At 62.1% G+C, this 20,379-nt stretch carries 21 protein-coding genes and 1 pseudogene; 13 read left to right on the plus strand and 9 right to left on the minus strand.

The features are described from left to right. The first annotated feature begins 87 nt into the window (after nucleotides 1–87). The 7 genes and pseudogenes from BPHYT_RS31275 to fnr all read left to right on the plus strand — a co-directional run bounded on the left by BPHYT_RS31275 (nucleotide 88) and on the right by fnr (nucleotide 7,774). Nucleotides 88–1,719 carry an oleate hydratase gene (locus BPHYT_RS31275; RefSeq protein ID WP_012428145.1) on the plus strand — a complete coding sequence of 544 codons (1,632 nt, stop codon included), beginning with the start codon at nucleotides 88–90 and terminating at the stop codon, nucleotides 1,717–1,719. Nucleotides 1,720–1,791: 72 nt separating this feature from the next. After that, entirely contained in the window at nucleotides 1,792–3,090 is a 1,299-nt protein-coding gene (locus BPHYT_RS31280; protein ID WP_012428146.1) for an NRAMP family divalent metal transporter, read from the plus strand. Nucleotides 3,091–3,277: 187 nt separating this feature from the next. Further along, nucleotides 3,278–4,123 carry a universal stress protein gene (locus BPHYT_RS31285; RefSeq protein WP_012428147.1) on the plus strand — a complete coding sequence of 282 codons (846 nt, stop codon included), beginning with the start codon at nucleotides 3,278–3,280 and terminating at the stop codon, nucleotides 4,121–4,123. Nucleotides 4,124–4,346: 223 nt separating this feature from the next. Then, nucleotides 4,347–5,693 carry a PAS domain-containing sensor histidine kinase gene (locus BPHYT_RS31290; protein WP_012428148.1) on the plus strand — a complete coding sequence of 449 codons (1,347 nt, stop codon included), beginning with the start codon at nucleotides 4,347–4,349 and terminating at the stop codon, nucleotides 5,691–5,693. Continuing rightward, nucleotides 5,690–6,340, plus strand: a complete 651-nt coding sequence (locus BPHYT_RS31295) for a response regulator (protein ID WP_012428149.1) — start codon at nucleotides 5,690–5,692, stop codon at nucleotides 6,338–6,340. The genes BPHYT_RS31290 and BPHYT_RS31295 overlap by 4 nt, the downstream gene beginning before the upstream one ends. A gap of 222 nt (nucleotides 6,341–6,562) precedes the next feature. Then, nucleotides 6,563–6,898 (plus strand): annotated as a pseudogene (locus tag BPHYT_RS39295) (response regulator); the annotation flags it as partial. A gap of 87 nt (nucleotides 6,899–6,985) precedes the next feature. Then, nucleotides 6,986–7,774, plus strand: coding sequence for a fumarate/nitrate reduction transcriptional regulator Fnr (fnr, locus tag BPHYT_RS31300; RefSeq protein ID WP_041759802.1), 789 nt, complete (start codon nucleotides 6,986–6,988; stop codon nucleotides 7,772–7,774). An 81-nt stretch (nucleotides 7,775–7,855) separates the two neighbouring features. Here the strand turns inward: fnr and BPHYT_RS31305 are convergent, their stop codons facing one another. Together BPHYT_RS31305 and BPHYT_RS31310 are read right to left on the minus strand one after the other, a co-directional pair. Next, on the minus strand, nucleotides 7,856–8,842 hold the full coding sequence (locus tag BPHYT_RS31305; protein ID WP_012428151.1) for a zinc-dependent alcohol dehydrogenase family protein: 987 nt from the start codon (nucleotides 8,840–8,842) through the stop codon (nucleotides 7,856–7,858). A gap of 94 nt (nucleotides 8,843–8,936) precedes the next feature. Further along, complete coding sequence (locus tag BPHYT_RS31310) at nucleotides 8,937–9,212, minus strand: DUF1488 family protein (protein ID WP_012428152.1); 276 nt, start codon at nucleotides 9,210–9,212, stop codon at nucleotides 8,937–8,939. A 245-nt stretch (nucleotides 9,213–9,457) separates the two neighbouring features. On the opposite strand from BPHYT_RS31310, the gene BPHYT_RS31315 reads away from it, so the two are divergent. The 3 genes from BPHYT_RS31315 (at nucleotide 9,458) to BPHYT_RS31325 (ending at nucleotide 10,708) form a co-directional block, all read left to right on the plus strand. After that, complete coding sequence (locus tag BPHYT_RS31315) at nucleotides 9,458–9,793, plus strand: c-type cytochrome (RefSeq protein ID WP_012428153.1); 336 nt, start codon at nucleotides 9,458–9,460, stop codon at nucleotides 9,791–9,793. A 71-nt stretch (nucleotides 9,794–9,864) separates the two neighbouring features. Next, a complete protein-coding gene (locus BPHYT_RS31320) occupies nucleotides 9,865–10,239 on the plus strand; it encodes a DUF3564 domain-containing protein (RefSeq protein ID WP_012428154.1) in 375 nt (124 codons plus the stop codon). Between the two features lie 37 nt (nucleotides 10,240–10,276). Beyond that, the gene (locus BPHYT_RS31325) at nucleotides 10,277–10,708 is read left to right on the plus strand and encodes a hypothetical protein (RefSeq protein ID WP_012428155.1); all 432 of its coding nucleotides are present in this window, start codon (nucleotides 10,277–10,279) and stop codon (nucleotides 10,706–10,708) included. Nucleotides 10,709–10,768: 60 nt separating this feature from the next. Here the strand turns inward: BPHYT_RS31325 and BPHYT_RS31330 are convergent, their stop codons facing one another. Both BPHYT_RS31330 and BPHYT_RS31335 read right to left on the minus strand, forming a co-directional pair. Further along, nucleotides 10,769–11,074 carry a chaperone modulator CbpM gene (locus tag BPHYT_RS31330; protein WP_012428156.1) on the minus strand — a complete coding sequence of 102 codons (306 nt, stop codon included), beginning with the start codon at nucleotides 11,072–11,074 and terminating at the stop codon, nucleotides 10,769–10,771. Nucleotides 11,075–11,094: 20 nt separating this feature from the next. Further along, on the minus strand, nucleotides 11,095–12,036 hold the full coding sequence (locus BPHYT_RS31335; RefSeq protein WP_012428157.1) for a DnaJ C-terminal domain-containing protein: 942 nt from the start codon (nucleotides 12,034–12,036) through the stop codon (nucleotides 11,095–11,097). Nucleotides 12,037–12,545: 509 nt separating this feature from the next. Between BPHYT_RS31335 and madL the strand changes: the two genes are divergently transcribed. The 3 genes from madL to BPHYT_RS39505 are packed head-to-tail and all read left to right on the plus strand — an operon-like array spanning nucleotide 12,546 to nucleotide 13,874. Further along, a complete protein-coding gene (gene madL / locus BPHYT_RS31340) occupies nucleotides 12,546–12,941 on the plus strand; it encodes a malonate transporter subunit MadL (protein WP_012428158.1) in 396 nt (131 codons plus the stop codon). A gap of 14 nt (nucleotides 12,942–12,955) precedes the next feature. After that, nucleotides 12,956–13,723: a malonate transporter subunit MadM gene (madM, locus tag BPHYT_RS31345; RefSeq protein ID WP_012428159.1), complete on the plus strand. Its 768-nt coding sequence runs from the start codon at nucleotides 12,956–12,958 to the stop codon at nucleotides 13,721–13,723. Between the two features lie 22 nt (nucleotides 13,724–13,745). Beyond that, nucleotides 13,746–13,874: a hypothetical protein gene (locus BPHYT_RS39505; RefSeq protein WP_012428160.1), complete on the plus strand. Its 129-nt coding sequence runs from the start codon at nucleotides 13,746–13,748 to the stop codon at nucleotides 13,872–13,874. Between the two features lie 11 nt (nucleotides 13,875–13,885). Here BPHYT_RS39505 and BPHYT_RS31350 read toward each other — a convergent pair whose 3' ends face one another. From BPHYT_RS31350 to BPHYT_RS31375, 5 genes are all read right to left on the minus strand, one after another. Beyond that, a complete protein-coding gene (locus BPHYT_RS31350) occupies nucleotides 13,886–14,800 on the minus strand; it encodes a LysR family transcriptional regulator (protein WP_012428161.1) in 915 nt (304 codons plus the stop codon). Nucleotides 14,801–15,086: 286 nt separating this feature from the next. Beyond that, nucleotides 15,087–15,395, minus strand: a complete 309-nt coding sequence (locus tag BPHYT_RS31355) for a hypothetical protein (RefSeq protein WP_012428162.1) — start codon at nucleotides 15,393–15,395, stop codon at nucleotides 15,087–15,089. A gap of 54 nt (nucleotides 15,396–15,449) precedes the next feature. Next, nucleotides 15,450–17,216 carry a RecQ family ATP-dependent DNA helicase gene (locus tag BPHYT_RS31360; protein WP_012428163.1) on the minus strand — a complete coding sequence of 589 codons (1,767 nt, stop codon included), beginning with the start codon at nucleotides 17,214–17,216 and terminating at the stop codon, nucleotides 15,450–15,452. A gap of 333 nt (nucleotides 17,217–17,549) precedes the next feature. After that, nucleotides 17,550–18,323, minus strand: a complete 774-nt coding sequence (locus BPHYT_RS31365) for a DUF72 domain-containing protein (protein ID WP_049869493.1) — start codon at nucleotides 18,321–18,323, stop codon at nucleotides 17,550–17,552. Between the two features lie 1,060 nt (nucleotides 18,324–19,383). Next, nucleotides 19,384–20,301, minus strand: a complete 918-nt coding sequence (locus BPHYT_RS31375; RefSeq protein ID WP_012428165.1) for an AraC family transcriptional regulator — start codon at nucleotides 20,299–20,301, stop codon at nucleotides 19,384–19,386. Nucleotides 20,302–20,379 lie beyond the last annotated feature (78 nt).

The following is a 20,379-nucleotide window of genomic DNA, read 5'->3' on the forward strand; positions in this document are numbered from 1 at the left end:
CGCGCTCCGTTGATCCAACTCAACGGGTGTCTCTGCCGCGCGAGTATGGTCTAGGGAACACCTCCACGGCCATCAGGGGACCCCACCATGAATAATTCCGCATATCCCGCCAGGCATCCGGTCGCGGATCGGGCCCAGGAAGAAGCCATCGCACCCGGGCATTTCTATCTCGTGGGAGGCGGTATTGCGTCGTTGGCCGCCGCGGCCTTCCTGATTCGCGACGCCGATGTGCCCGGCTGTCTGATCACGATCTTCGAAGCACTCGACAAACCGGGCGGCAGCCTCGACGGCGCCGGCTCGCCGCAGGAAGGGTACGTCGTGCGCGGCGGCCGCATGCTCGAGAGCAAGTATCTGTGCACCTACGATCTGTTCGATTCGATTCCCACGCTCGACGGCCGCAGCAGCGTCACCAAGGAAATCTTCGACTGGAACGAGACGATTCGCACATCATCGAAAGCGCGCCTCGTGCGCAACGGTCAGCGCGAAAACGCGCCTCCTTATGGCCTTGCGGAGACGCACCTGCTCACGCTTGGCCGTCTTTCTCTCGAACCCGAAGCGCTATTGGGCGACAGCCGGATCTCCGATCACTTCAAGCCCGACTTCTTCGAAACCAATTTCTGGATCATGTGGTGCACGACGTTCGCCTTCCAGCCATGGCATAGCGCCGTCGAATTCCGGCGCTACCTGCTGCGTTTCACGCATATGACGCCGGGCTTCAACCAGTTGCACGGCATCATGCGCACGGTATACAACCAGTACGATTCGATGGTGCGGCCGCTGCGAAAATGGCTCGACGAACGCGGCGTGCGATTTCGCGCCAACACCCGGGTCATCGATCTGCGATACGACGAAAGCGGCGCACTGAACCGGGTCGCGGCTATAGTCTGCGAACAGGACAACCGTCGCATTGAAGTTCCGGTGGGTGAAGCCGACAAGGTGATCGTCACGCTCGGTTCGATGACGGCGGGATCGAGCCTCGGCGGCACGAACCGCGTTGCCGTGCCCGATCATCAAGACAGTAGCGGCGCGTGGGCGCTCTGGAAAACGATCGCGGCAGGACGCGCCGAATTTGGCCACCCATCCGTGTTCGCGGATCACGTCGACGAATCGAAATGGCTTTCCTTTACCGCAACGTTGCACGATCCGACACTGTTCCGCCTGATCCGCGATCTGACCGGCAACGTGCCGGGCGAAGGCGGCCTGATCACGTTTGCTCAATCGAATTGGCTCGCCTCCATCGTCCTGCCGCACCAGCCGCATTTCATAGGTCAGCCGCAGGACGTCGAGGTGTTCTGGGGCTACGGGCTCTTCGTCGACAGGCCCGGCAATTTCGTCGGCAAGCCGATGATCGAATGCACGGGGCGCGAAATCATGATCGAGCTGCTCGGTCATCTGCACATTCATGCGGAGGCGTCGCGCATTCTCGACGACGCGATCTGCATTCCGTGCCTCATGCCGTTCATCACCAGCCAGTTCCTGCGGCGCAAACGCGGCGACCGGCCCAAAGTGGTACCCGAGGGCTGGGCGAATCTCGCGTTCGTCGGGCAGTTTTGCGAGCTGCCGAACGACGTCGTGTTCACTATCGAATATTCGGTGCGCTCCGCACAGACCGCGGTGTACACGCTGCTTGGGTTGAATCGTCCGGTGCCGGCCTTGTACAAAGGCCAGCATGATCCTCGCGTCGTGTATGGCGCCGCTTCGGCGCTGCACAGCCACTAAGCGCCGCTGTTTTTTGGCGCCTCGTGCCGACGCGCTGACAGACCCTACCGCACGTACGCTGAGAGAAACGCCGTGGATCTCGACGGAACACCGCTGAAACCCCGCGGCTCGCTTCTAGCGCGCCTCAAGGAACATCCGCTTGCGCGGCTCGGACCTGGCCTCATCACGGGCGTCGCCGACGACGATCCGAGTGGCATCGCCACCTATTCGCAGGCCGGCGCGCAGTTCGGCCTGAACATGCTGTGGACCATGCCGCTCGCGTTCCCATTGATGGCGGCCGTCCAGTCCATGTGCGCGAACCTCGGCCGCGTGACCGGCAAGGGTCTGGCCGCGAACATCAAAGATGTGTTTCCGCCCGCCGTGCTCTATGCCGTGGTGTTGCTACTGCTGGTGGCCAATACGCTGAACATTGCCGCCGACGTAGCGGCCATGGGTGAAGTCGCGCAACTGGTCATCGGCATCGACCGTCACGTCATGACCGTGTGCTTCGTGTTCGCCACGCTGCTTCTGCAGATCTTCGTGCCTTACCATCGTTACGTGTTTTTTCTGAAATGGCTGACCGTATCGCTACTCGCCTACGCTGCCGTGCTGTTCGTCGTTCACGTGCCGTGGAGCGACGTGGCGCTGCGCACGCTCTGGCCGCATTTCGCCCTGAATGCGAATGCGGCGGCGATGGTAGTCGCCGTGTTCGGCACGACCATCAGCCCCTATCTGTTCTTCTGGCAGGCCTCGGAAGAAGTCGAGGACCTGCACGCGCGTACGGACAGCGCGCCGCTCGTCAGCGACGCCCGCTTCGCGCGCGCGGAACTGCAGCGCATCCGCTGGGACACGTGGAGCGGTATGCTCTACTCGGATTTGACCGCCTACTTCATCATGCTGGCGACCGCCGTGACGCTGCACGCGGCCGGTGTGACCGACATCACCACGGCCGCTCAGGCGGCGAGCGCGCTGCGTCCGCTCGCCGGCGACTTCGCCTATCTGCTGTTCGCACTCGGCATACTCGGCGTGGGATTCATCGGGGTGCCGGTGCTGGCCGGCTCCGGCGCCTATGCGTTGGCGGAAGCCATGGGCTGGCCGGAGGGACTCGAGCGCAAGCTGCGCGATGCGCGCGGCTTCTACGGCATCATCGCCGTGAGCGTGCTGGCTGCGCTGGCCATCCAGTATTCGTCGATCAGTCCGATGAAGGCGCTGTTCTGGAGCGCGGTCATCAACGGCGTGGTCGCCGTGCCGCTGATGGCGGTGATCCTGCTGCTCGTTTCGAAGCGCGCGGTGATGGGGGACTTCACCGCGAGCCGGCCGCTCATCGTGCTCGGCTCGATCGCGACGGTGGTCATGGGCTCGGCCGCCGTAATGATGCTGCTGCCGGCCTAGACGCGGCACGCGGATCAGCAGGTCCGCTCCCGCGCTGCGTGATGCGCGAGATGGCGTTTCAGCCTGCTAACGAAAAGCCGTGCGGCGACGCAGCCGCCGTTGATCTGCATCAACGGGGCCGCGGCCATCGTTCCTAGACTCAAGCTCACTTATCCGCGCTTCACCGTCCCTTCCAGGAGCGACTGCCATGAGCTACAAAACGATCGTTGTCCACCTCGACACCAGCCCGAACGCCCATCCGCGGCTCGAAATCGGGCTGCGTCTGGCCAAACAGTTCGGCGCACATCTGACCGGCGCCTTCGCCGTCTTCAGCCCGGACCCTCGCTCGCTCTATGTCATGGCCGGGACTGCGGAGTATTACCGGCAGCATGAAGAGACGCGCACGGAGCGGCGCGCGGCGCTCGAACGGCTGTTTCACGCCGAACTGCGGCGCGCCGACGTGCCGGGCGAATGGGTGGCCATCGACGAGCCCGCCAGTCTCGCTGTGCCGCGTGCGGGCCGCTGCGCCGACCTTATCGTGGCAGGCCAGGACAATCCGGAGGATCCGGAGGATCCGGAATCGTATGTCGGCGACTTCTTTCCGGAAAACCTCATTCTGTCGTGCGGCCGCCCGGTGTTGCTTGTGCCTTACGCAAGCAATGCAAGGTCGACGGGCGGGCGGGTCCTGGTCGCGTGGGACGGCAGCCGCGAAGCCACGCGCGCCGTGCACGACGCGCTGCCGTTTATGCGCACGGCGAGCAGCACGACGATTCTTACTGTCAACGGGATGCACGAATTCGAGCCCGCCCGAATCCCCGGCGCGGACATTGCCACCGTGCTGGCACGGCATGGCGTGCAGGTGGAAATCGTCGACATCGAAACCGGACCGGGCGGCTCGGTCGGCGAGTTGCTGCTGTCACAGGTGGCCGACAGCGGCGCCGATCTGCTGGTGATGGGCGCCTACGGCCACGCCCGCTGGCGCGAGCTGGTGATGGGCGGCGCCACGCGCACGATTCTCCGCTCGATGACGGTGCCCGTGCTGATGTCGCACTGAGCGCCGCCGGAGTCGGCCCGGTACGTGGGCGTCCACAGGGACGCGACGGGTACGCTGCCTGGCGGCACTGGCATGTAGCGGACATTTCGCGGAAAATGAACGCAAATCAGTTGCTCGCCAGGTGCAGATGCCGCCGAACAAAAGTGTCCGCCTCACGCGCGGCCGTGCGGGCATCGGCGGGAAACGCGCCCCATCCTTTCGCAGCCTTTCCAAAGAGGCGCACATGCCCGTCAGTGGTAACCCGCCACCTTCCCGCACTGCCGCTTTGCGCGGGCTGTGCGGCTCGTTTGCGGCGCCGCCGGCTCTCGCAGCGGCGACAGTGTTCGTCGTGACACTGGGCGTCATGCTGGCCGCACGGCACTGGTTCGATCCCGTGCTGTTCATCTGCGCCGCCGCCGCTTTGCTCCTCGCTACGAGCGCGTATGTGCTCGTGCGCACGCATCGCAACGACGCTCATGCAAACGGCGAAACGAACGCAGGCATTAGTCAGTCCGCCTTGAACGAGGCTCGCATGATGGCGATCATTCGTTCGTCGATGGAAGCGATTATCACCATCGACGAACAGCAGCGAGTGGTCATCTTCAATCCCATGGCGGAACGGATTTTCGGCTGCTCCGCCATGGACGCGATCGGCGCCCCGCTTGCTCGCTTCATTCCGGAGCGGTTTAGGGCGGCGCATGCGCAGCATGTCGCTCAATTCGGCGTGACCGGCGTGTCGGACCGGCAGATGGGCAATCAACGCGTGCTGGCGGGCTTACGCGCCAACGGCGAGGAATTCCCGCTCGAGGCCTCGATCTCGCAGATTCGCGACGGCGACACGCGGCTTTACACGGTGATGCTGCGCGACATCACGGAACGCGTCAAAGCGGAGTGCGCGCAACGTCAGGCGCGCGAGGAACTGCGCGAACTGTCGGCCAATCTGCAGAATATCCGCGAAGACGAGAAAACGCGCATCGCCCGTGAACTGCACGACGATCTTGGCCAGCAACTTACCGCGCTGAAAATGGATATCTCGTCGGTCGAGCAGGCGCTGGATGCCTCGGCTGGCGCGGCGGTGCGCGACCAGTTGCACGGCATGCGCCGCTTAATCGATACAACTGTCGCCTCGGTTCGCCGCATCGCGGCGGATCTGCGGCCGGTCATGCTCGACGACCTCGGGCTCATTCCAGCGATCGAATGGCTCGCCAACGACTTCACCAACCGCTACGGCATCGACGTGGAGCGTCAAATCGAGACCGGCGACGCTCGCTTCAGCCCGGCAGGCGCCACCGCGCTGTTCCGGATCGTGCAGGAGGCGCTGACAAACGTTGCGCGCCATGCGGACGCCACGCTGGTGACACTCAGCCTGCAGGCGAAGGAGCAGGCCTTCGAGCTTAGCATCGCCGACAATGGCCAGGGCGCGCACCGCACGGCCGAGCCGGCGGCCAAGTCCTTCGGCCTGCTCGGCGTTCGCGAACGCGCGCACATGCTCGGCGGAGCGGTCGATATTCATACCGCGCACGGCAAAGGCTTTGTGCTGACTGTCACCATTCCGGCGGAGACCGTACAAATGCAGGAGATACAAACATGACGCGCGTCCTGATTGCCGACGACCACGCGCTGGTGCGCGACGGTCTGCGCCATATCCTGCAGGGCGCAAGCGGCTTCGAAGTCACCGGCGAAGCGAACGATAGCGTCAGCACCGTCGCGCTGATCCGCGAGCGGGCAGCCGACGTGCTGGTGCTCGATCTGTCCATGCCCGGCCGCAACGGCGTCGAGTTGATCAAGCAGATCAGGGAAGAGAAGCCGGCGCTGCGCATTCTGGTGCTGACCATGCACGCCGAGCAGCAATACGCGGTGCGCGCGTTCAAAGCCGGCGCGTCCGGCTACCTGACGAAGGAAAGCGCGAGCGCCGAACTGGTGGCGGCCGTGACCAAGGTCGCCGCCGGCGGGGTGTACGTGAGCCTTACGATGGCCGAGCGGTTCGCGCAAAGCCTGAACGAACCGACCGATCTGCTGCCGCATCAGCGGCTATCGGATCGGGAATTCGACGTCCTGAAGCGTATTGCAGCCGGTCAAACGATCACCGAGATCGCGGCCGAACTGTGTGTCAGCAGCAAGACGGTCAGCACGTATAAGACGCGCATCCTCGAAAAAATGCAGATGCCGCACGAAGCGGCGCTGGTGCGCTATGCGATGCGCCATAAACTGGTCAGCGACGAAGACGACGGCATCTGAGCGCCGTCGCAGCCTTCCGCTGGCGGATGCCGCCGCACCGTGTGCGCCCCGGAAAATCGCGCGCCCCTCTGGTCTGTAGCGCTATACACTCGCAGCACGCAGTATCGGCCTCATGCGCCTGATCATCGTGTAGGAAATTCCCTACACACCTTCCTGCTTGCCTACTCGAAGCTCATTCGGCGCCGATTTTATTTTGAGATAACGCGGCCGATACTTCGAGTCATGAACTCAAGCCCTGACCTCCGCGCGCTGCGTGTTTTTCTCGCCGACGATGCCGTGTTGGTGCGGCGCCGTCTGGCCGCGCTGCTCGGCGCGCTTGACGGCGTTGAGATCGTCGGCGAAGCCGAGGAGCCCGCTGCGGCATTCGTGGGCATCGACACGGGTATGGCCGATCTGGTCGTGACGGAGTTGCGTCTGAGCGGCGGCACCGGCATGGAGTTGCTGGGGTTGCTTGCACAAAGAATGCCGCATGTGGTTGTCATGGTGCTGACGAATCATTCCGGCGCCTGGTTTCGGCGGGCATGCCTGAAAGGCGGCGCCCACTACTTTTTCGACAAGACCGGCGAATTCGATCTTGCGCTAAGCACGATCCAACGGATTGCTGGCGAACATCGCACGCACGCCGTCTTTGAACAGGAGCACACCATGTCTGACGTCGCCGCATCTCCCGCCATCGCGCCCGCGCTTGCCCGTCCAAAAGGATCGCCGCTCGCCGGACGAGTATCGGCAAGCGCAGGCGCGTCGCGCAAGGGCGCAGCGAGCTGCACGGCCTGCTCGATGCGCTCTATCTGCATGCCGCACGGCCTGACAGTCGAAGAATTGCAAAGGATCGAATCGCTTATCTGCCCGTCGCGAACCATCAAACAGGGCGAAACGATCTATCGCGCGAACGACTCGTTCCAGAGCATCTACGCCGTACGCGCGGGCTCGTTCAAGACCGTCGTCATGCATCGCGACGGCCGCGAACAGGTGACCGGCTTTCATCTCGCCGGCGACTCGCTGGGCCTGGACGGCGTCTGCTCCGGCTACCATAGTTGCGATGCTGTCGCACTCGAAGACAGCAAGGTTTGCATCATTCCCTTCCATCTTCTCGAAGCCATGTGCCGCGAAGTCAAAGCCGTCCAGCAACACGTGCACCGCATGATGGGCGGTGAGATCGTGCGCGAGTCATCGCAGATGATGCTGCTCGGCACGATGTCCGCCGAGCAGCGGGTGGCGACATTCCTGCTGAATTTATCGGACCGCCTGAGAATGCGCGGATATTCGCCGGCGGAATTTCATCTGCGCATGACGCGCGAGGAAATCGGCAGTTATCTGGGAATCAAGCTCGAAACGGTCAGCCGGATGCTCTCTAAATTTCAGCGCGACGGACTGCTCGATACACACGGCAAGGACATCAGGATTCTCGATCACGAACGCCTTGTGCGGGTTTGAATCGGGACGCCGCTCGCGACCGGGCCGTCGGCCGCAAACACCGCGATCGTAAAGCGACGCGGTTCAACGGACCCGGCCACGCTAACGGACGGCGAGCACTGCCGCGCCCGTGAGCCTGCCATCGCGCAGATCGCTCAAGGCCTGATTGGCCTCCGTCAGCGGATAAGTCGTCGTTTTGATCTCGAGGTGCGTCTCGCCAGCAATGCGCATGAAGGCGAGCCCATCATCGCGGGTCAGATTCGCAACCGACACCACGCGCCGCTCGCCCCACAGAAACGCGTACGGAAAGGACGGGATGTCGCTCATGTGAATGCCGCCGCAGACCACTACGCCACCTTTCGCGACCGCCCGCAATGCTAACGGAATGAGTGCACCGACCGGCGCGAAAAGCAAAGCCGCATCGAGCTCCTCCGGCGGTGCGTCTGCGCTGCTGCCCGCCCACGCCGCGCCGAGACGCAGCGCGAGTTGCTGGGCCGCGTGATCGCCTGGGCGCGTGAACGCGTACACAGTACGCTGTTGATGACGTGCGACCTGCGCGACGATATGCGCCGCAGCGCCGAAACCGTAAATGCCGATGCGCTGCGCGTCGCCCGCCATGCTCAACGTGCGATAGCCGATCAGGCCGGCGCACAGCAGCGGCGCCGCCTCGATGTCGCTGTACTGCTCCGGCAGGTGAAAGCAGTAGCGGCTGTCGGCAACGGTGCGCTCCGCGAAACCGCCGTCTATCGTGTAGCCGGTAAAACCGGGATCGTCGCAAAGATTTTCCCGCGCCGACAGGCAGTAGCGGCAATGCCCGCACGTGTGGCCAACCCAGGGCACGCCCACCCGGTCTCCGAGGACGAACCCCGTCACGCCCACGCCGAGCCCGGCGACCGTGCCGACGATTTCGTGACCTGGAATGACAGGTTGTTTGGGATGCTCGAGCTCATGGTCAACCAGATGAAGATCGGTGCGGCACACGCCGCACGCGTGAATATCGATCAGAATCTGGCCGGCGCCGGGCACGGGATCCGGCAACTCCTGCTCGCGCAAAAACGTCGTGCTGCCGTCGAATAGCATCGCACGCATAGGATTCTCCTCGAACTTGCCTGAGCGGCGAATAACCGGCTTCGTGCCGGCGTGACGCATCGAAAGAGGCGTGCGCTTCGCCGTCCCACGGGATTCACTCGCAAAAGCGGAAGTAGCCGCTGTGCATCAAAACCGGTTTGGCACCGATCTCGTTAAGCAGTCGCCTCGCTGCGTGTTCGATCGGATGCCGGTTGGAGTTGAATGCGGCGACCAGATCGTCTTCGCGCAGCGAGACGGCGCCGAAATGATCCTCTAGCGCCTCCGCGGTAATCGCGCACTGCACGCGCGCTCCATCCACCTCGGCCGGAAACGCGACGACGAGATCGCGCGCGCAATACTCCGGACGTTCCTCGGGAAAATAAATCCTCATGACCGCCACCTGGTTCGTTGCGCAGGACGAGAGGCTGGGAGCCTGGGACGGCGTTTCTGCACGCCCACGCGTCGTGCACCGCGTTCTCGGGGCAGCCCGTTGCTTGCGGCGCCCATCTGTCATCAGCATAGGAGCTAAGCGCGATACGTCAAATTCAGGGCTTGCGTTCTGGTTGACCGAGGTCAACGGCACGCAAGCCAGCGCTCCTACACTGAACTCATGCCCGTTGCAAAGGAGCGCGTGCCTTGAACATCCTATCCCGAAGCTGCCTGGCGGCATGTGCCGTCTTTGTGCTGGCTGCCTCCACCGCGCACGCGGAGCCGGAGCCGACCGCGTTAGTCGACCAGCAGCATTGCATGTTTTGCCACACGCGCGATGCGCCGTTCCTCGCGCCGTCGTTCCAGCAGATCGCCGAGCGCTACCGCAATGTGCCCGACGCGCAGTTCATGCTGGAGCACAAGCTGCGCCTCGGCGGCAAAGCGCATTGGGGCGACATGGCGATGCCGTTACCCGCTGATCGCGGCGGCCCGTTGTCGGCAGAAGATGCGCACACGCTGGTGCAATGGGTCCTGAGTCAATGACCCATCTTTTAAGTCACGAGTTTCGCGGTCCAATTAACTTGAACGCGACTGCATGTTACGGAGAATTCTCCATGCGCCTCACCGTCCACCTCGACACGTTCGACCGTGCCCATCCGATGGCATTTGCAATCCTGTGGCTCGACAAGGACACCCGGCAATGGTCCCGCGAAGGCCATCAAGGTCTTGATCTCCCTGAATGGGGCATGCTGCATGTGGATTGCGGCAATACGCTTGTATGCGGCCCGGACGGCTCGGCGCCGGTTTGCGTGCTCGAAGGGCTCGATCTGAACGACGCTGAAGGGCCGTTCGAGGGCGAGACCGGACGTGCCCAATGGTGCGCGGAACGCGGCCGCGACCTGATGTCCGGCCACTGGCACGTGCAATGTATCGACACCGATCAGATCGCGCCGGAACACGGTCTTTTTGCCGCCGGGAATGACAGGTGAGGCACTCACTTCTCCGACACCTCAAGGAGCTGACGTCATGGGACTCACGACCGATCTGAACGGTGCCCGCCACGCTTACGGGCTCTGTTTCGTGCGTGCACCGTGGGCTTATTTCACGCGTTTGCCGCTCAATCAGCAATGGGGCGACGGATGGGAGCGTGTGCCTTATGAAAAACACGCCGGCCCGCCTTACGACGATGCGGCGCAGCAGATCCTGACCGTTGCATTCGACGGGCCGCTCCTGCCGCCCGACGCGGGTTACGACGGCCAAGCGCGCAGTGTCAACGAAATCAATCGAGGCGAAGCGCCATGGCTGCGCACGCAGAATTTCATCAGCAACGCGCCGGTTCGGATTGCCGCGGGCGTGTCACTCGAGAGATTCGTGGAACTGGTCGAACTGGCCGGCGGCCGTGTGTTTGCCCCGCTGGGCTGGGGTGCGCTGCGGTTGGAGCCGAACGACGTTTCGTAGCGGGAATTGATTCAGTTTATAAAAATACGTCTGCAATTCGTGGGTGAAACCGCAGACGCACTAGCCGCCACGAAGACGCTTCGCACGCGAGCGCAATGAATCTATCTCGTCGAGCAGATCGAGCACCAGGGCCACGCCAGGGGGATTTATTTCAAAGTCGCGTGCCAGTCTCTGTGCGGTCCGCACGCGCTGCAGCGCCGCGCCGCTGAAGCGCCACTCTTGGGGCCGCTCGCCCTTCGGCTCAAACACGCCTTCGGACACCCAAAGCGTCAATTCCTCCTCCGATGCCCCGCTCACCTGGCTCAGTTCAACAAGGGTGAACTCGATGCTTTCATCGACAATGTGCCCTTGCAGATAGGTCGTCATACTTGTCTCTTTCACGATGATCACCGATAGAAATGCGCACGCGGGTCGAAGTTGAAGGCTTGCTGCATCGCGCCGTAAGCCGCTTTAGCACTATCGCTATCCGCCGGCGGCAGCACGATATTAAGGATCACATAGAGATCGCCCGGTGGACTGGCCGGGACACCCTTGCCTTTAAGCCGCAAGCGTCTGCCGCCGGCGGAACCCGCGGGCACCGTCATCTCGACCGAGCCGTCTGGCGTAGGCACGGCAATCTGTGCGCCGAGAGCCGCTTCCCACGGTGCAACCGGCAATTCGAGCGAGACGTCGCGACCGTCCACCTGAAAACGCGGGTGTTCGCGAAAGGCGACTTCCAGGTACAGATCACCCGCCGTCCCAGGCGTGGTGCCTGCGCCACCCTGGCCGCTTAGACGCAAGTGCTGGCCCGCGCGAATCCCCTTCGGAATGGTGACATTGAGCGTACGGGTTTCCAGCGAAACATGCCCTTGCGCATCCATCACCGGCACCTGCAGCGAAATCGAGCGCTGGGCGCCGCGATAGCTATCTTCCAGATCGATGAGCACCTTCGCGTGATGGTCCTCGCCGCGCGCATTGGCAGGTCGCTGCCGCGTATGCGCGCCATGCGCTCCACCAAACATCCTTTCGAAAATATCGTGAAAGTCGGGTTGTCCGCCGGCGTCGTTGCCCGCGCCGCGGAATTCGAAGCCTTCGTCCCAGTTCGGTGGCGGTTCAAAATCCTCGCCGTTGCGCCACTCGCTCCCCATGCGGTCGTAAGCCGCGCGCTTCTCAGGATCTCCGAGCACGTCGTAGGCTTCACCCAACTCCTTGAACTGATCTTCTGCGTCCGGGAGCTTGCTGACGTCGGGATGGTATTTCCGGGCAAGCTTCCTATATGAACGCTTGACGTCTTCCTGAGACGCGTTGCGCTCGACATTCAGCGTCTGGTAGTAGTCTTTGTATTTCATACTGACGGCTCGCCTATCGGGTAACGGGGAACAAGCGCGACAATGCGGACACTTCGGGCGGAGATGACGGATTCACTTTATACGAATCCGGATAAGCCGGTAAAGTCGCACGCTCCGCCTCGGCCTTCATGGGGCGGGCCTGTCCGAGCCCGGACCCGCGCACCCCGGCTTCCCCCGCTCACCAAATAGGGGCCGGCAAGCCCGGGAAGACCCCAGGGAAACGGCGTCCCTAGCGCCAGCCCGTCCTGTCAGGCTTTCCGCACTGACCTCTCAAGATCGTTACGCTTGGGATAACAGTCGCATCCCGAACTTGATTGAACCGGGATTTCTCGCTTCCTAGACTCGCGTCATGTCCTGAGCAGCGCGCACTGGGCCGCGTCGGTTACGGTACGTCAAAAATTATGGGAGCAATGGCAATGACGCCACATTGATTCAGCCGTAATGGCGCCACGTGCTGTTTTTTCGCATCCATTCACCACAAACCAATAACGCTATTCAGGAGACACAACATGATCATTTACGGAACCGCACTGCTTGCGTTCTGCCATCTGGCGGGACTCTTTCTCGGCGATCTGCTCGGGGTCGCCATCGGTGTCAAGACGAATGTGGGCGGCGTCGGCATCGCGATGCTGCTGCTGATCTTCCTGCGCCTCTATCTGCACAAAAAGGGGCTGCTGCCCAAGGAAAGCGAAGCCGGCGTGGCCTTCTGGGGCGCGATGTATATCCCCGTAGTGGTCGCCATGGCCGCCAACCAGAACGTCGTTGCGGCGATCAAGGGCGGCCCGGTGGCGCTGCTGTCGGCATTCGCCGCCGCCGCTGTCTGCGCGTGCTGCATCGGCGTCCTTACCCGCACCGGCCGCGATAGCACGTCGTTCGTGAACGCCCCGCAACTCGAAGAGATCTGAAGCAGGAGTCCATCATGTTGCATATGCTCGAAAAAATATTCGTTCAGAACGGCCTCGTGACTTCGTTCGCGCTTGTGGGTCTGATCATGTGGGTGTCGTCGTTAATTTCGCGCAAACTGACGTTTGGACGCGTGCACGGCTCGGCCATCGCGATCGTGATCGGCCTTGTGCTTGCCTGGCTCGGCGGCGTCTTTACGGGCGGACAGAAAGGACTCGCCGACCTGCCGCTCTTCACAGGCGTCGGCCTGATGGGCGGCGCGATGCTGCGCGATTTCGCCATCGTCGCCACCGCGTTCGAGGTGCAGGCTAACGAGGCGCGCAAGGCTGGGCTGATCGGTGTCGTGTCTTTGCTGCTCGGCACCTTGTTGCCGTTTGTCGTCGGTGCGAGCATCGCTCATGCGTTCGGCTACACCGACGCGGTCAGCATGACGACCATCGGTGCGGGCGCGGTCACCTATATCGTCGGTCCGGTGACGGGCGCCGCGATCGGCGCCAGCTCGGACGTGATTGCGCTCAGCATCGCGACGGGGCTGATCAAGGCAATCATCGTGATGATCGGCACGCCGATCGCGGCCGGCTTCATGGGATTGAAGACGCCCCGCTCCGCGATGATCTTCGGCGGCCTTGCCGGTACGGTGAGCGGCGTGAGCGCCGGCCTCGCCGCGACCGACCGGCGGCTCGTGCCGTACGGCGCGCTGATCGCGACGTTTCACACGGGCATCGGCTGCCTGCTCGGGCCTTCGGTGCTGTTCTTTGCGACGCGGGCATTGGTGGGCGCGTGATAGCACAGGCAAATAGAGACTGATGCCGGCCGGCAACGTGTTGACCATCTTGACCAGCGAGACATTCGGCGAAGGCATCGCGGCAAGCTGTGGCGACACCGCGCTGCCGCACCTTCGCATGCTGATCGAGCGCGAGTCGGCGCGCGACTGACGGCCTTGATCTCAGCCAACGCTTCGCGTGCGCAGACGGCAGACGGCCATCAGCGCGAGCAGATTCGGATCGCGCTCGCGGGCGCGCAGGAAGCTGACGCCGATGGTCTGGCGCATCAGGTATTGCGGCCTGAGCGGAATGAATTGCACCTTGTCGCCGAATACGCCGCGCACCCGGCCCGGCAACAGCGTATAGCCGACTCCGCCGCTCACCAGGTTCATCAGCGAGAAGATGTCACCGACTTTCATGGTCACGTTCGGTGTGAAGTCCGCGACGCGAAACGCCTCGACAAAGCCGTGATAGGTGACGAAGCCCTCGCCGAGCGAAACGAATGTCTCGTCGCGGCAGTCACGCAGATCGACCGCTTCGAGTTTCGCGTACGGCGAGTTGGCAGGTGCGGCGAAAAAGATGTCGTCTTCGAAAAGAGGCAGCGCGTCGACTTCGGGTTCGGTCTCCGGCACGGCCATCAGCGCCGCATCGACTGTGCCTTGCTTGAGCTTGTCGAGCAGCTCGGCATTCGAACCGAGCGCGAGTTCGACCTGAAGCGCCGGCCGCCGCACCTTGAGGTCGACGACGATGCCAGGCACAGTGTTGATGGTCAGCGAATACAAAGAGCCGATCCTCAGCCGGTCCGACGAGTAGCCTGCTGCATCGCGCGTCGCGCGGATGCCATCGGACATCAGCGCGAGGACCTCCTGGGCGACATCGGCGAGCATTTGCGCCGCTTCCGTCGACTTGAGGTTGCGGCCCTCATGCCGGAACAGCGCACAGCGCACGCCTTGTTCGAGCGAATGCAGCGCCCGGTGCACGCTGACCGTGCTCACGTTCAATGCCTCGGCCGCCTTCGAGAGGTTGCCGGTCTCCATGAACGCGAGCAGAACTTCCAGCTTGCGGAAGGTGATCTCCTCATCGATACGGTCGCGCATCTGGGGCTGTTGAATGGTTGAAATGAGCCATTATGGGCGTGTGGGCGTGCAAGACCAATAGCGACTACCCCGCATGCTTCGGGCGGCCGCTGCGAACCGGCGAAACGCTTGCCTGAAGCCGGGCGGCGCGGTCACCACGCCGTCTTTCCAGCTGCCCGGGTTGAGATCGGCTTATACGTTTAGCGGCACTAGCACGCCACGGCACGGTTTCGCCGATTTTTGGAGGACAGCCTGCGCCGTTCCTGCCCGTTCACCCGGCGTGCGTCCGCACGTGCCACCGTGTCGTCTAGCGTACGTCAGTATCAGCCGGCGCGGCCAAGGGCCGTTTGTGGAGATCAGCCCTCACGCTGAACACAGGCTCGCTAATCCAGTTCGCAAAGTCTTCATGCCAGTGGTTCCATTCGTATTCGCCCAGCTCGAATTCATCGTCGATCCGCTCGGTTCCGTCGTTATCCGAAATGAATGCATAGACCACTCGGGCGCCATCCCAGAAGGCAATCGCATAGTCCGTCAAATCGGCACTCGTGCCATAAGGGATGCGACGGAGCATCGCCGCCAACTGTGCCTTGAACTGTTCCAGGGTAAGTGGCTTCATCGAATACTCCGTTTAAAAGCTTGTAATGGTGACGTAGCTTGGCTCCGCGTGGCGCTATGACAGACTCCGGCGCGCTGCTCGCACATAGTTCGACATGAAGGTGCGAGTGTGGCCGTCCGGAAACTGCACCGCGACCTGCTCGCCGCTCGCCAGTGCAACTTCACCCACCCCGTAGCGCGGCACACGCACCGGATCGCCGGGCGCCCATCGATGCGGCTCACGCGGCTCAGATGCACGTGGTTTTATCGGCGACGATGTCTCGGAGATCGGGGTGTCGGTGTCGAACCGCACGTCGATTTGCGGCGGACTCACGCAGTTGTCGCACACGCCGCAGCGCTCCATGTGTGGCGTATCGCCGTAATAATCGAGAATTGCGCGCCAGCGACATTGGCCGGTCTGCGCGTAGTCGATCATCTTCTGCAAGGTTTCCTTATCGTGCGCGCTCATTTGCTCGAATCGCTCGGCAGCTTTTGCCACTAGCTCGCGTGGCGTTTCGGCGGGGTGGTCCGCTGCTGGCCGCGTGAGCAGCCGATAGCGGTGCTGCCGGTCACGTCCTGCAATACGCGCGTCCACCAGCATGTTCAGCGCAACTTCCAGCTTGGCGCTTCCGACATCGGCCAATACTTGTTTGAGTGCCGTGAGCGTTGCGCCCTTCGCGTTCTGTTCGCAACATGCCACCAGCGCGTCGTACACGCGCTGTGCAAGTTCGGCGCTCGGATAACGGCCGGCCAGAAAAAACTGCTGAATGCGCCGGTCGCCGAGATCGAACAGGAGCACACAGTCGGCCGGTTCGCCGTCCCGGCCCGCGCGGCCCGTTTCCTGGTAATACGCGTCGAGGCTGCCGGGCATTTGATAGTGGATCACGAAGCGGATATCCGCTTTGTCGATGCCCATGCCGAATGCGTTGGTGGCAACCATTAAGCGCGTCGCCCCGGACATGAACTGCTCCTGCGCTTCGTCGCGCACGTTCGTGGCCAGCCGACCGTGATAGCGCGAGACCGATTCGCCCGCCTCGACGAGCCAGCCGTGAATGCGCTCGACGTCCGCCACCGTCGCGGCGTAGATAATGCCGGTGCCCGCGAGTGAGTGGGTCAGTTCGCGCAGTTGTTCGCGTTTCGCTTCCATCGCGCGAGTGCCGCCGTCTTTGCCGCCGGCCGTGCTGACCTGCACGACCCGGTAGCGCAGATTTTGACGCAGCGTACCGGTCCGTACGATTCGCGGCTCGCGCAAGCCCAACGAGCGCACGATGTCTTCCAGCACCTCAGCGGTGGCCGTCGCGGTCAGAGCAAGTACCGGCGGCCGGCCAATAGCTTTGACCGCGCTCGCGATTTCCAAGAAGGCCGGCCGGAAGTCGTGACCCCAATGCGAAACGCAATGCGCTTCATCGACCACTACGAGTCCAATGCGGCGATCGGCATGGGATCGCAAGATATCGATAAAAGCCGGCTGCGTGAGGCGCTCCGGCGTAACGAATACGATGCCGCCCTCCCCGCCCGCGATCCGCTCCAGGGCTTCGCGCTCCGCGCGCCGTCGCAACGTGCTATTCACAACCGTGCAATCGATGCCCGACGCAGCGAGTTTGTCCGCCTGATCCTTCATGAGCGCGATGAGCGGCGATACGACCAGGGTCGTGCCGTCAAGATGCAGCGCGGGTAGCTGATAGCACAGCGATTTGCCGGCCCCGGTCGGCATCGTGGCGAGCGTATCGCGCCGTTCGAGCACGCTGCGAATGATCTCTTCCTGGCCGGCGCGTAAGCGGGAGATGCCGAACATTTCGCGCATGGTTCTACGCATGCTTCTGATACGCTGGTCGAGAGTCATGAATGGTTTCGGCGGGAAGAGAGGAGCGGGAATGTTGTGCGGACGGTCACTCGCTGCCTCCGGTCTTTGCGAGCGGTTTTTGCGCTATCTGGTAACCGCGCGCGGCTGCTATGCCTGTCATGTTTTTCATGTTGCCTCTTCGAAATGAGGTCGTGCGAAGTGCGTCGGCGACGCAACATCGTCCGCTTTTCGAGTACTACGCAAGCGGCGTGCCTTGCCGTCCGGAAGCGAGGCACGGTTGATGCCGAAGAGCGCTGGAGCGTGGGATGGGGCTAGAAGGCGACGCAGCAAGCCAAATTATGGCCATGCCCGACCGCACCATGTGCAGGCATCTTATGTCGACTCACTTTCCCTCAGTCGCTCCATCAACATAAGAGCATTGGGAATAGCCTCGCCAGCTGCCGTATTGTCGAAAATACACCAGACTTCCGAACATGAGTTTCGAGCTTCGACAATCCGGGCGGCTACCGCTTCAATGAACGAGTCGTCATAGGCTGAGTAGTAAATTTTGGGCGACCCATGCAGGCGGATATATAACGTAGACGAATCGCCAACCGGTTCGGCAGCGGCGACTGGACGCGGATCGGAGCGCACACAGCCGATGCCTGCATCTTTCATCATCTGGGCACCCTCTTCAGTGAACCATGTCGCGTGACGCGGTTCACAGACGACGCGAGTGTCCGTGAGGCTCCGCAGCCGGCGAAAGAAACGTCGCGCAGTGACCTCGTCCAATGCCAGACTGGGAGGCAATTGCAATAACAGACACCCTAATTTATCGCCCAATTGCATGACCTGCTGCAAAAATTCGTCCATGACGGCGTCTGCACCAGACAGCCTGAGCTCGTGGGAGACTTTCTGTAGAATTTTGACGGAAAACCGGAATGCATCGGGCACGCTCGCAGCCCACCGAGCGTATGTTTTTGGTTGATGCGAATGATAGAACGACGAATTGATTTCAACCGCTGAAAAGATCGTTGCGTACCGTTCAAGATGAGTTCCTTGCGTGGGAAATCGCGCCGCAATCGCGCTCGACAATCCCCAGCCCGCACACCCGATGCGGATCGGCGGCGCGTCCAAAACATTTTTACGAAGCATCTTGGAGATCATGAAGTCTCTGACACCGTAAAGAGCTACTGCGTCCAAACCATCCACACCGCAAACCATGTGCCATCCACCAGTTTGTGGACAGCCACCGATCGGAAAGACGAAACCCTCCGCTGAAGGCCATGTTGCATTAAGGCGATCGTCCAAGATGTGCGGAACGACATGAACGACTGAAAGCTTGATGAAGCCATTGAGGCCCGCTAAATATCAATGCTTCGAAAAATTGCACTTCTCCTTCGAGGCGTCGTGAGCAAATATCGATGCTCAAGACGTTCATCAAAACGCATCGACAAAAAACGAATCGGAGACAGGCGCGAAGCGCAGAACAGCGGTTCGCCGCATCCCAGCGCGAGTCCGTCACGAGCGCCGCCCAACGGTCGGCCGATGCGCTCGACAAGTGGGACAAAACGATCACACCGCAAGGAACGCGAAACGGCGCACTGTCTGCATGGGGCACTGCGGGGTAATGTGGTGTAGCGAAGATAACTTTGTTGCGAGCTCGTTATCTGCGATGCGCGAGTTGATGCCGCCTGACCGATCAGTAGTTCACCGACGAAGTCGCGGCCCTGACGCGGGACGCGATTCGGCTCGGCACACCCGGGCGGTTGGCGATTGAAAGTAAGCAGAGCCGCTAAAAGACGAGCTATGTGCGATCCGACTCATGGCGCGCATCCTGGTTGATCTCTTTGTATCGGCGTCACATGGTCAATCGGCGACTTTTCACAAATCAAAATATAGCTAAAAATTCCGCAGAGACGGATGAGTTTCTTCACGTGAGCCCGCTTGCGGAAACAAAGGTAGACAATGAGCGGCAGTTCCTCACTCGCGACTTGGCGTTTGATTTTTGACGGCTCAACCGACGGCTTTGGGTGGTGCGTCGCCATTCGCGCAACGTTGCCATCGATTGCACAGCGATCGGCAACGACCGGCCGGGAAGCGTCACTCGTTACCCCCTCGCTCGGGCAGTCAGATGACTGCTTGCTCAAACAGCCGTCATTGGTAAATGCTCAAGCCACTGATCTCCGTGGCCTTAGGGCCAGCGGAAAAGCGTGCTTTGGATTGCTCACGTGTCGTCAGTGGTCAGCTGCTCCTCGCGCGCGTATTGAGAAGGTGGCCGCCCGACGTGCCGCGTGAAAGCGACGCTGAAGGTGCTGGCGGAGCTGTAGCCAACGCGCTGTGCCACTTCGGCGACACGGCCTTCATTACGACGTAGCAGGTTCTTCGCGAGCGCCATGCGCCAGGTGAGCAAATATTCCATGGGCGCCACGCCAACCGCGCGGTTGAAGCGCTCAAAGAAGGTCGAGCGCGAGAGGGCGGCCTCTTTCGCGAGGTCAGCAACTGTCCACGCGCGTGTAGGGTGTTCGTGCATGACGCGGATCGCGGCCGCAAGGCGGGCATCGGACAGTCCACGAACCAGCCCGGGTGATGCTGTCGTTTCCGCCGTCGACCGTAGCGCCTCGATAAGCAGCACTTCCAGCAGTCGTGACAGCACGACCTCACGCGCTGGCCGCTGCGCGCGCGATTCGTCCCGTACGAGTTGCACGAGGGTAGCCAGTCGATCGACGCCGCGGACATGCACGATTTGCGGTAGCAAAGAGACCAGCAGCGATGCATCGGGTGAACCGAAGCTGCAGTGGCCGACCATCATGCGCAAATCGATCGGACCATCCGGATCGCCGATGCCGAATTCATTGTTGCCAAGCGCGCGCGGCGCGAGCGTTTCAACGCCGGGCGGTGGTGGCACGAGGCTGGACATCGACACGCCGTAGGCGGCGGGAATCAGCACGAAGTCACCCGAGACAAGCTCGATGGGCTCGTTTCCCTCGATCGCCATGCGGCATGCGCCCTCAAGGATCACGTAGTAGAACGCCCGCCCGCTGTCGGAGTGGCGAACGCGCCATGAGCCTGTACCCAGAACCAGCTTGGAAAAGCGCGCGCCCGGCTGCAGCAACGTCACGACTTCGGCCAACGGATCGATCATCGCCGGACTCCTGCAAATGAAATTCGGATTGTAGATGGTATCGAGTACGGTCAGGGTCGTCTATCGTAAGGGCATACG

Source organism: Paraburkholderia phytofirmans PsJN, from assembly GCF_000020125.1.
Classification (GTDB): domain Bacteria; phylum Pseudomonadota; class Gammaproteobacteria; order Burkholderiales; family Burkholderiaceae; genus Paraburkholderia; species Paraburkholderia phytofirmans.

Bases quoted from the DNA above. Each gene is read 5' to 3' on its own strand.
- BPHYT_RS31275 (WP_012428145.1), top strand. From the start codon at position 88: ATGAATAATTCCGCATATCCCGCCAGGCATCCGGTCGCGGATCGGGCC.
- BPHYT_RS31285 (WP_012428147.1), top strand. From the start codon at position 3,278: ATGAGCTACAAAACGATCGTTGTCCACCTCGACACCAGCCCGAACGCC.
- BPHYT_RS31290 (WP_012428148.1), top strand. From the start codon at position 4,347: ATGCCCGTCAGTGGTAACCCGCCACCTTCCCGCACTGCCGCTTTGCGC.
- BPHYT_RS31295 (WP_012428149.1), top strand. From the start codon at position 5,690: ATGACGCGCGTCCTGATTGCCGACGACCACGCGCTGGTGCGCGACGGT.
- fnr (WP_041759802.1), top strand. From the start codon at position 6,986: ATGTCTGACGTCGCCGCATCTCCCGCCATCGCGCCCGCGCTTGCCCGT.
- BPHYT_RS31305 (WP_012428151.1), bottom strand. From the start codon at position 8,842: ATGCGTGCGATGCTATTCGACGGCAGCACGACGTTTTTGCGCGAGCAG.
- BPHYT_RS31310 (WP_012428152.1), bottom strand. From the start codon at position 9,212: ATGAGGATTTATTTTCCCGAGGAACGTCCGGAGTATTGCGCGCGCGAT.
- BPHYT_RS31320 (WP_012428154.1), top strand. From the start codon at position 9,865: ATGCGCCTCACCGTCCACCTCGACACGTTCGACCGTGCCCATCCGATG.
- BPHYT_RS31325 (WP_012428155.1), top strand. From the start codon at position 10,277: ATGGGACTCACGACCGATCTGAACGGTGCCCGCCACGCTTACGGGCTC.
- BPHYT_RS31330 (WP_012428156.1), bottom strand. From the start codon at position 11,074: ATGACGACCTATCTGCAAGGGCACATTGTCGATGAAAGCATCGAGTTC.
- BPHYT_RS31335 (WP_012428157.1), bottom strand. From the start codon at position 12,036: ATGAAATACAAAGACTACTACCAGACGCTGAATGTCGAGCGCAACGCG.
- madL (WP_012428158.1), top strand. From the start codon at position 12,546: ATGATCATTTACGGAACCGCACTGCTTGCGTTCTGCCATCTGGCGGGA.
- madM (WP_012428159.1), top strand. From the start codon at position 12,956: ATGTTGCATATGCTCGAAAAAATATTCGTTCAGAACGGCCTCGTGACT.
- BPHYT_RS39505 (WP_012428160.1), top strand. From the start codon at position 13,746: ATGCCGGCCGGCAACGTGTTGACCATCTTGACCAGCGAGACATTCGGC.
- BPHYT_RS31350 (WP_012428161.1), bottom strand. From the start codon at position 14,800: ATGCGCGACCGTATCGATGAGGAGATCACCTTCCGCAAGCTGGAAGTT.
- BPHYT_RS31355 (WP_012428162.1), bottom strand. From the start codon at position 15,395: ATGAAGCCACTTACCCTGGAACAGTTCAAGGCACAGTTGGCGGCGATG.
- BPHYT_RS31360 (WP_012428163.1), bottom strand. From the start codon at position 17,216: ATGACTCTCGACCAGCGTATCAGAAGCATGCGTAGAACCATGCGCGAA.
- BPHYT_RS31365 (WP_049869493.1), bottom strand. From the start codon at position 18,323: ATGATCTCCAAGATGCTTCGTAAAAATGTTTTGGACGCGCCGCCGATC.
- BPHYT_RS31375 (WP_012428165.1), bottom strand. From the start codon at position 20,301: ATGATCGATCCGTTGGCCGAAGTCGTGACGTTGCTGCAGCCGGGCGCG.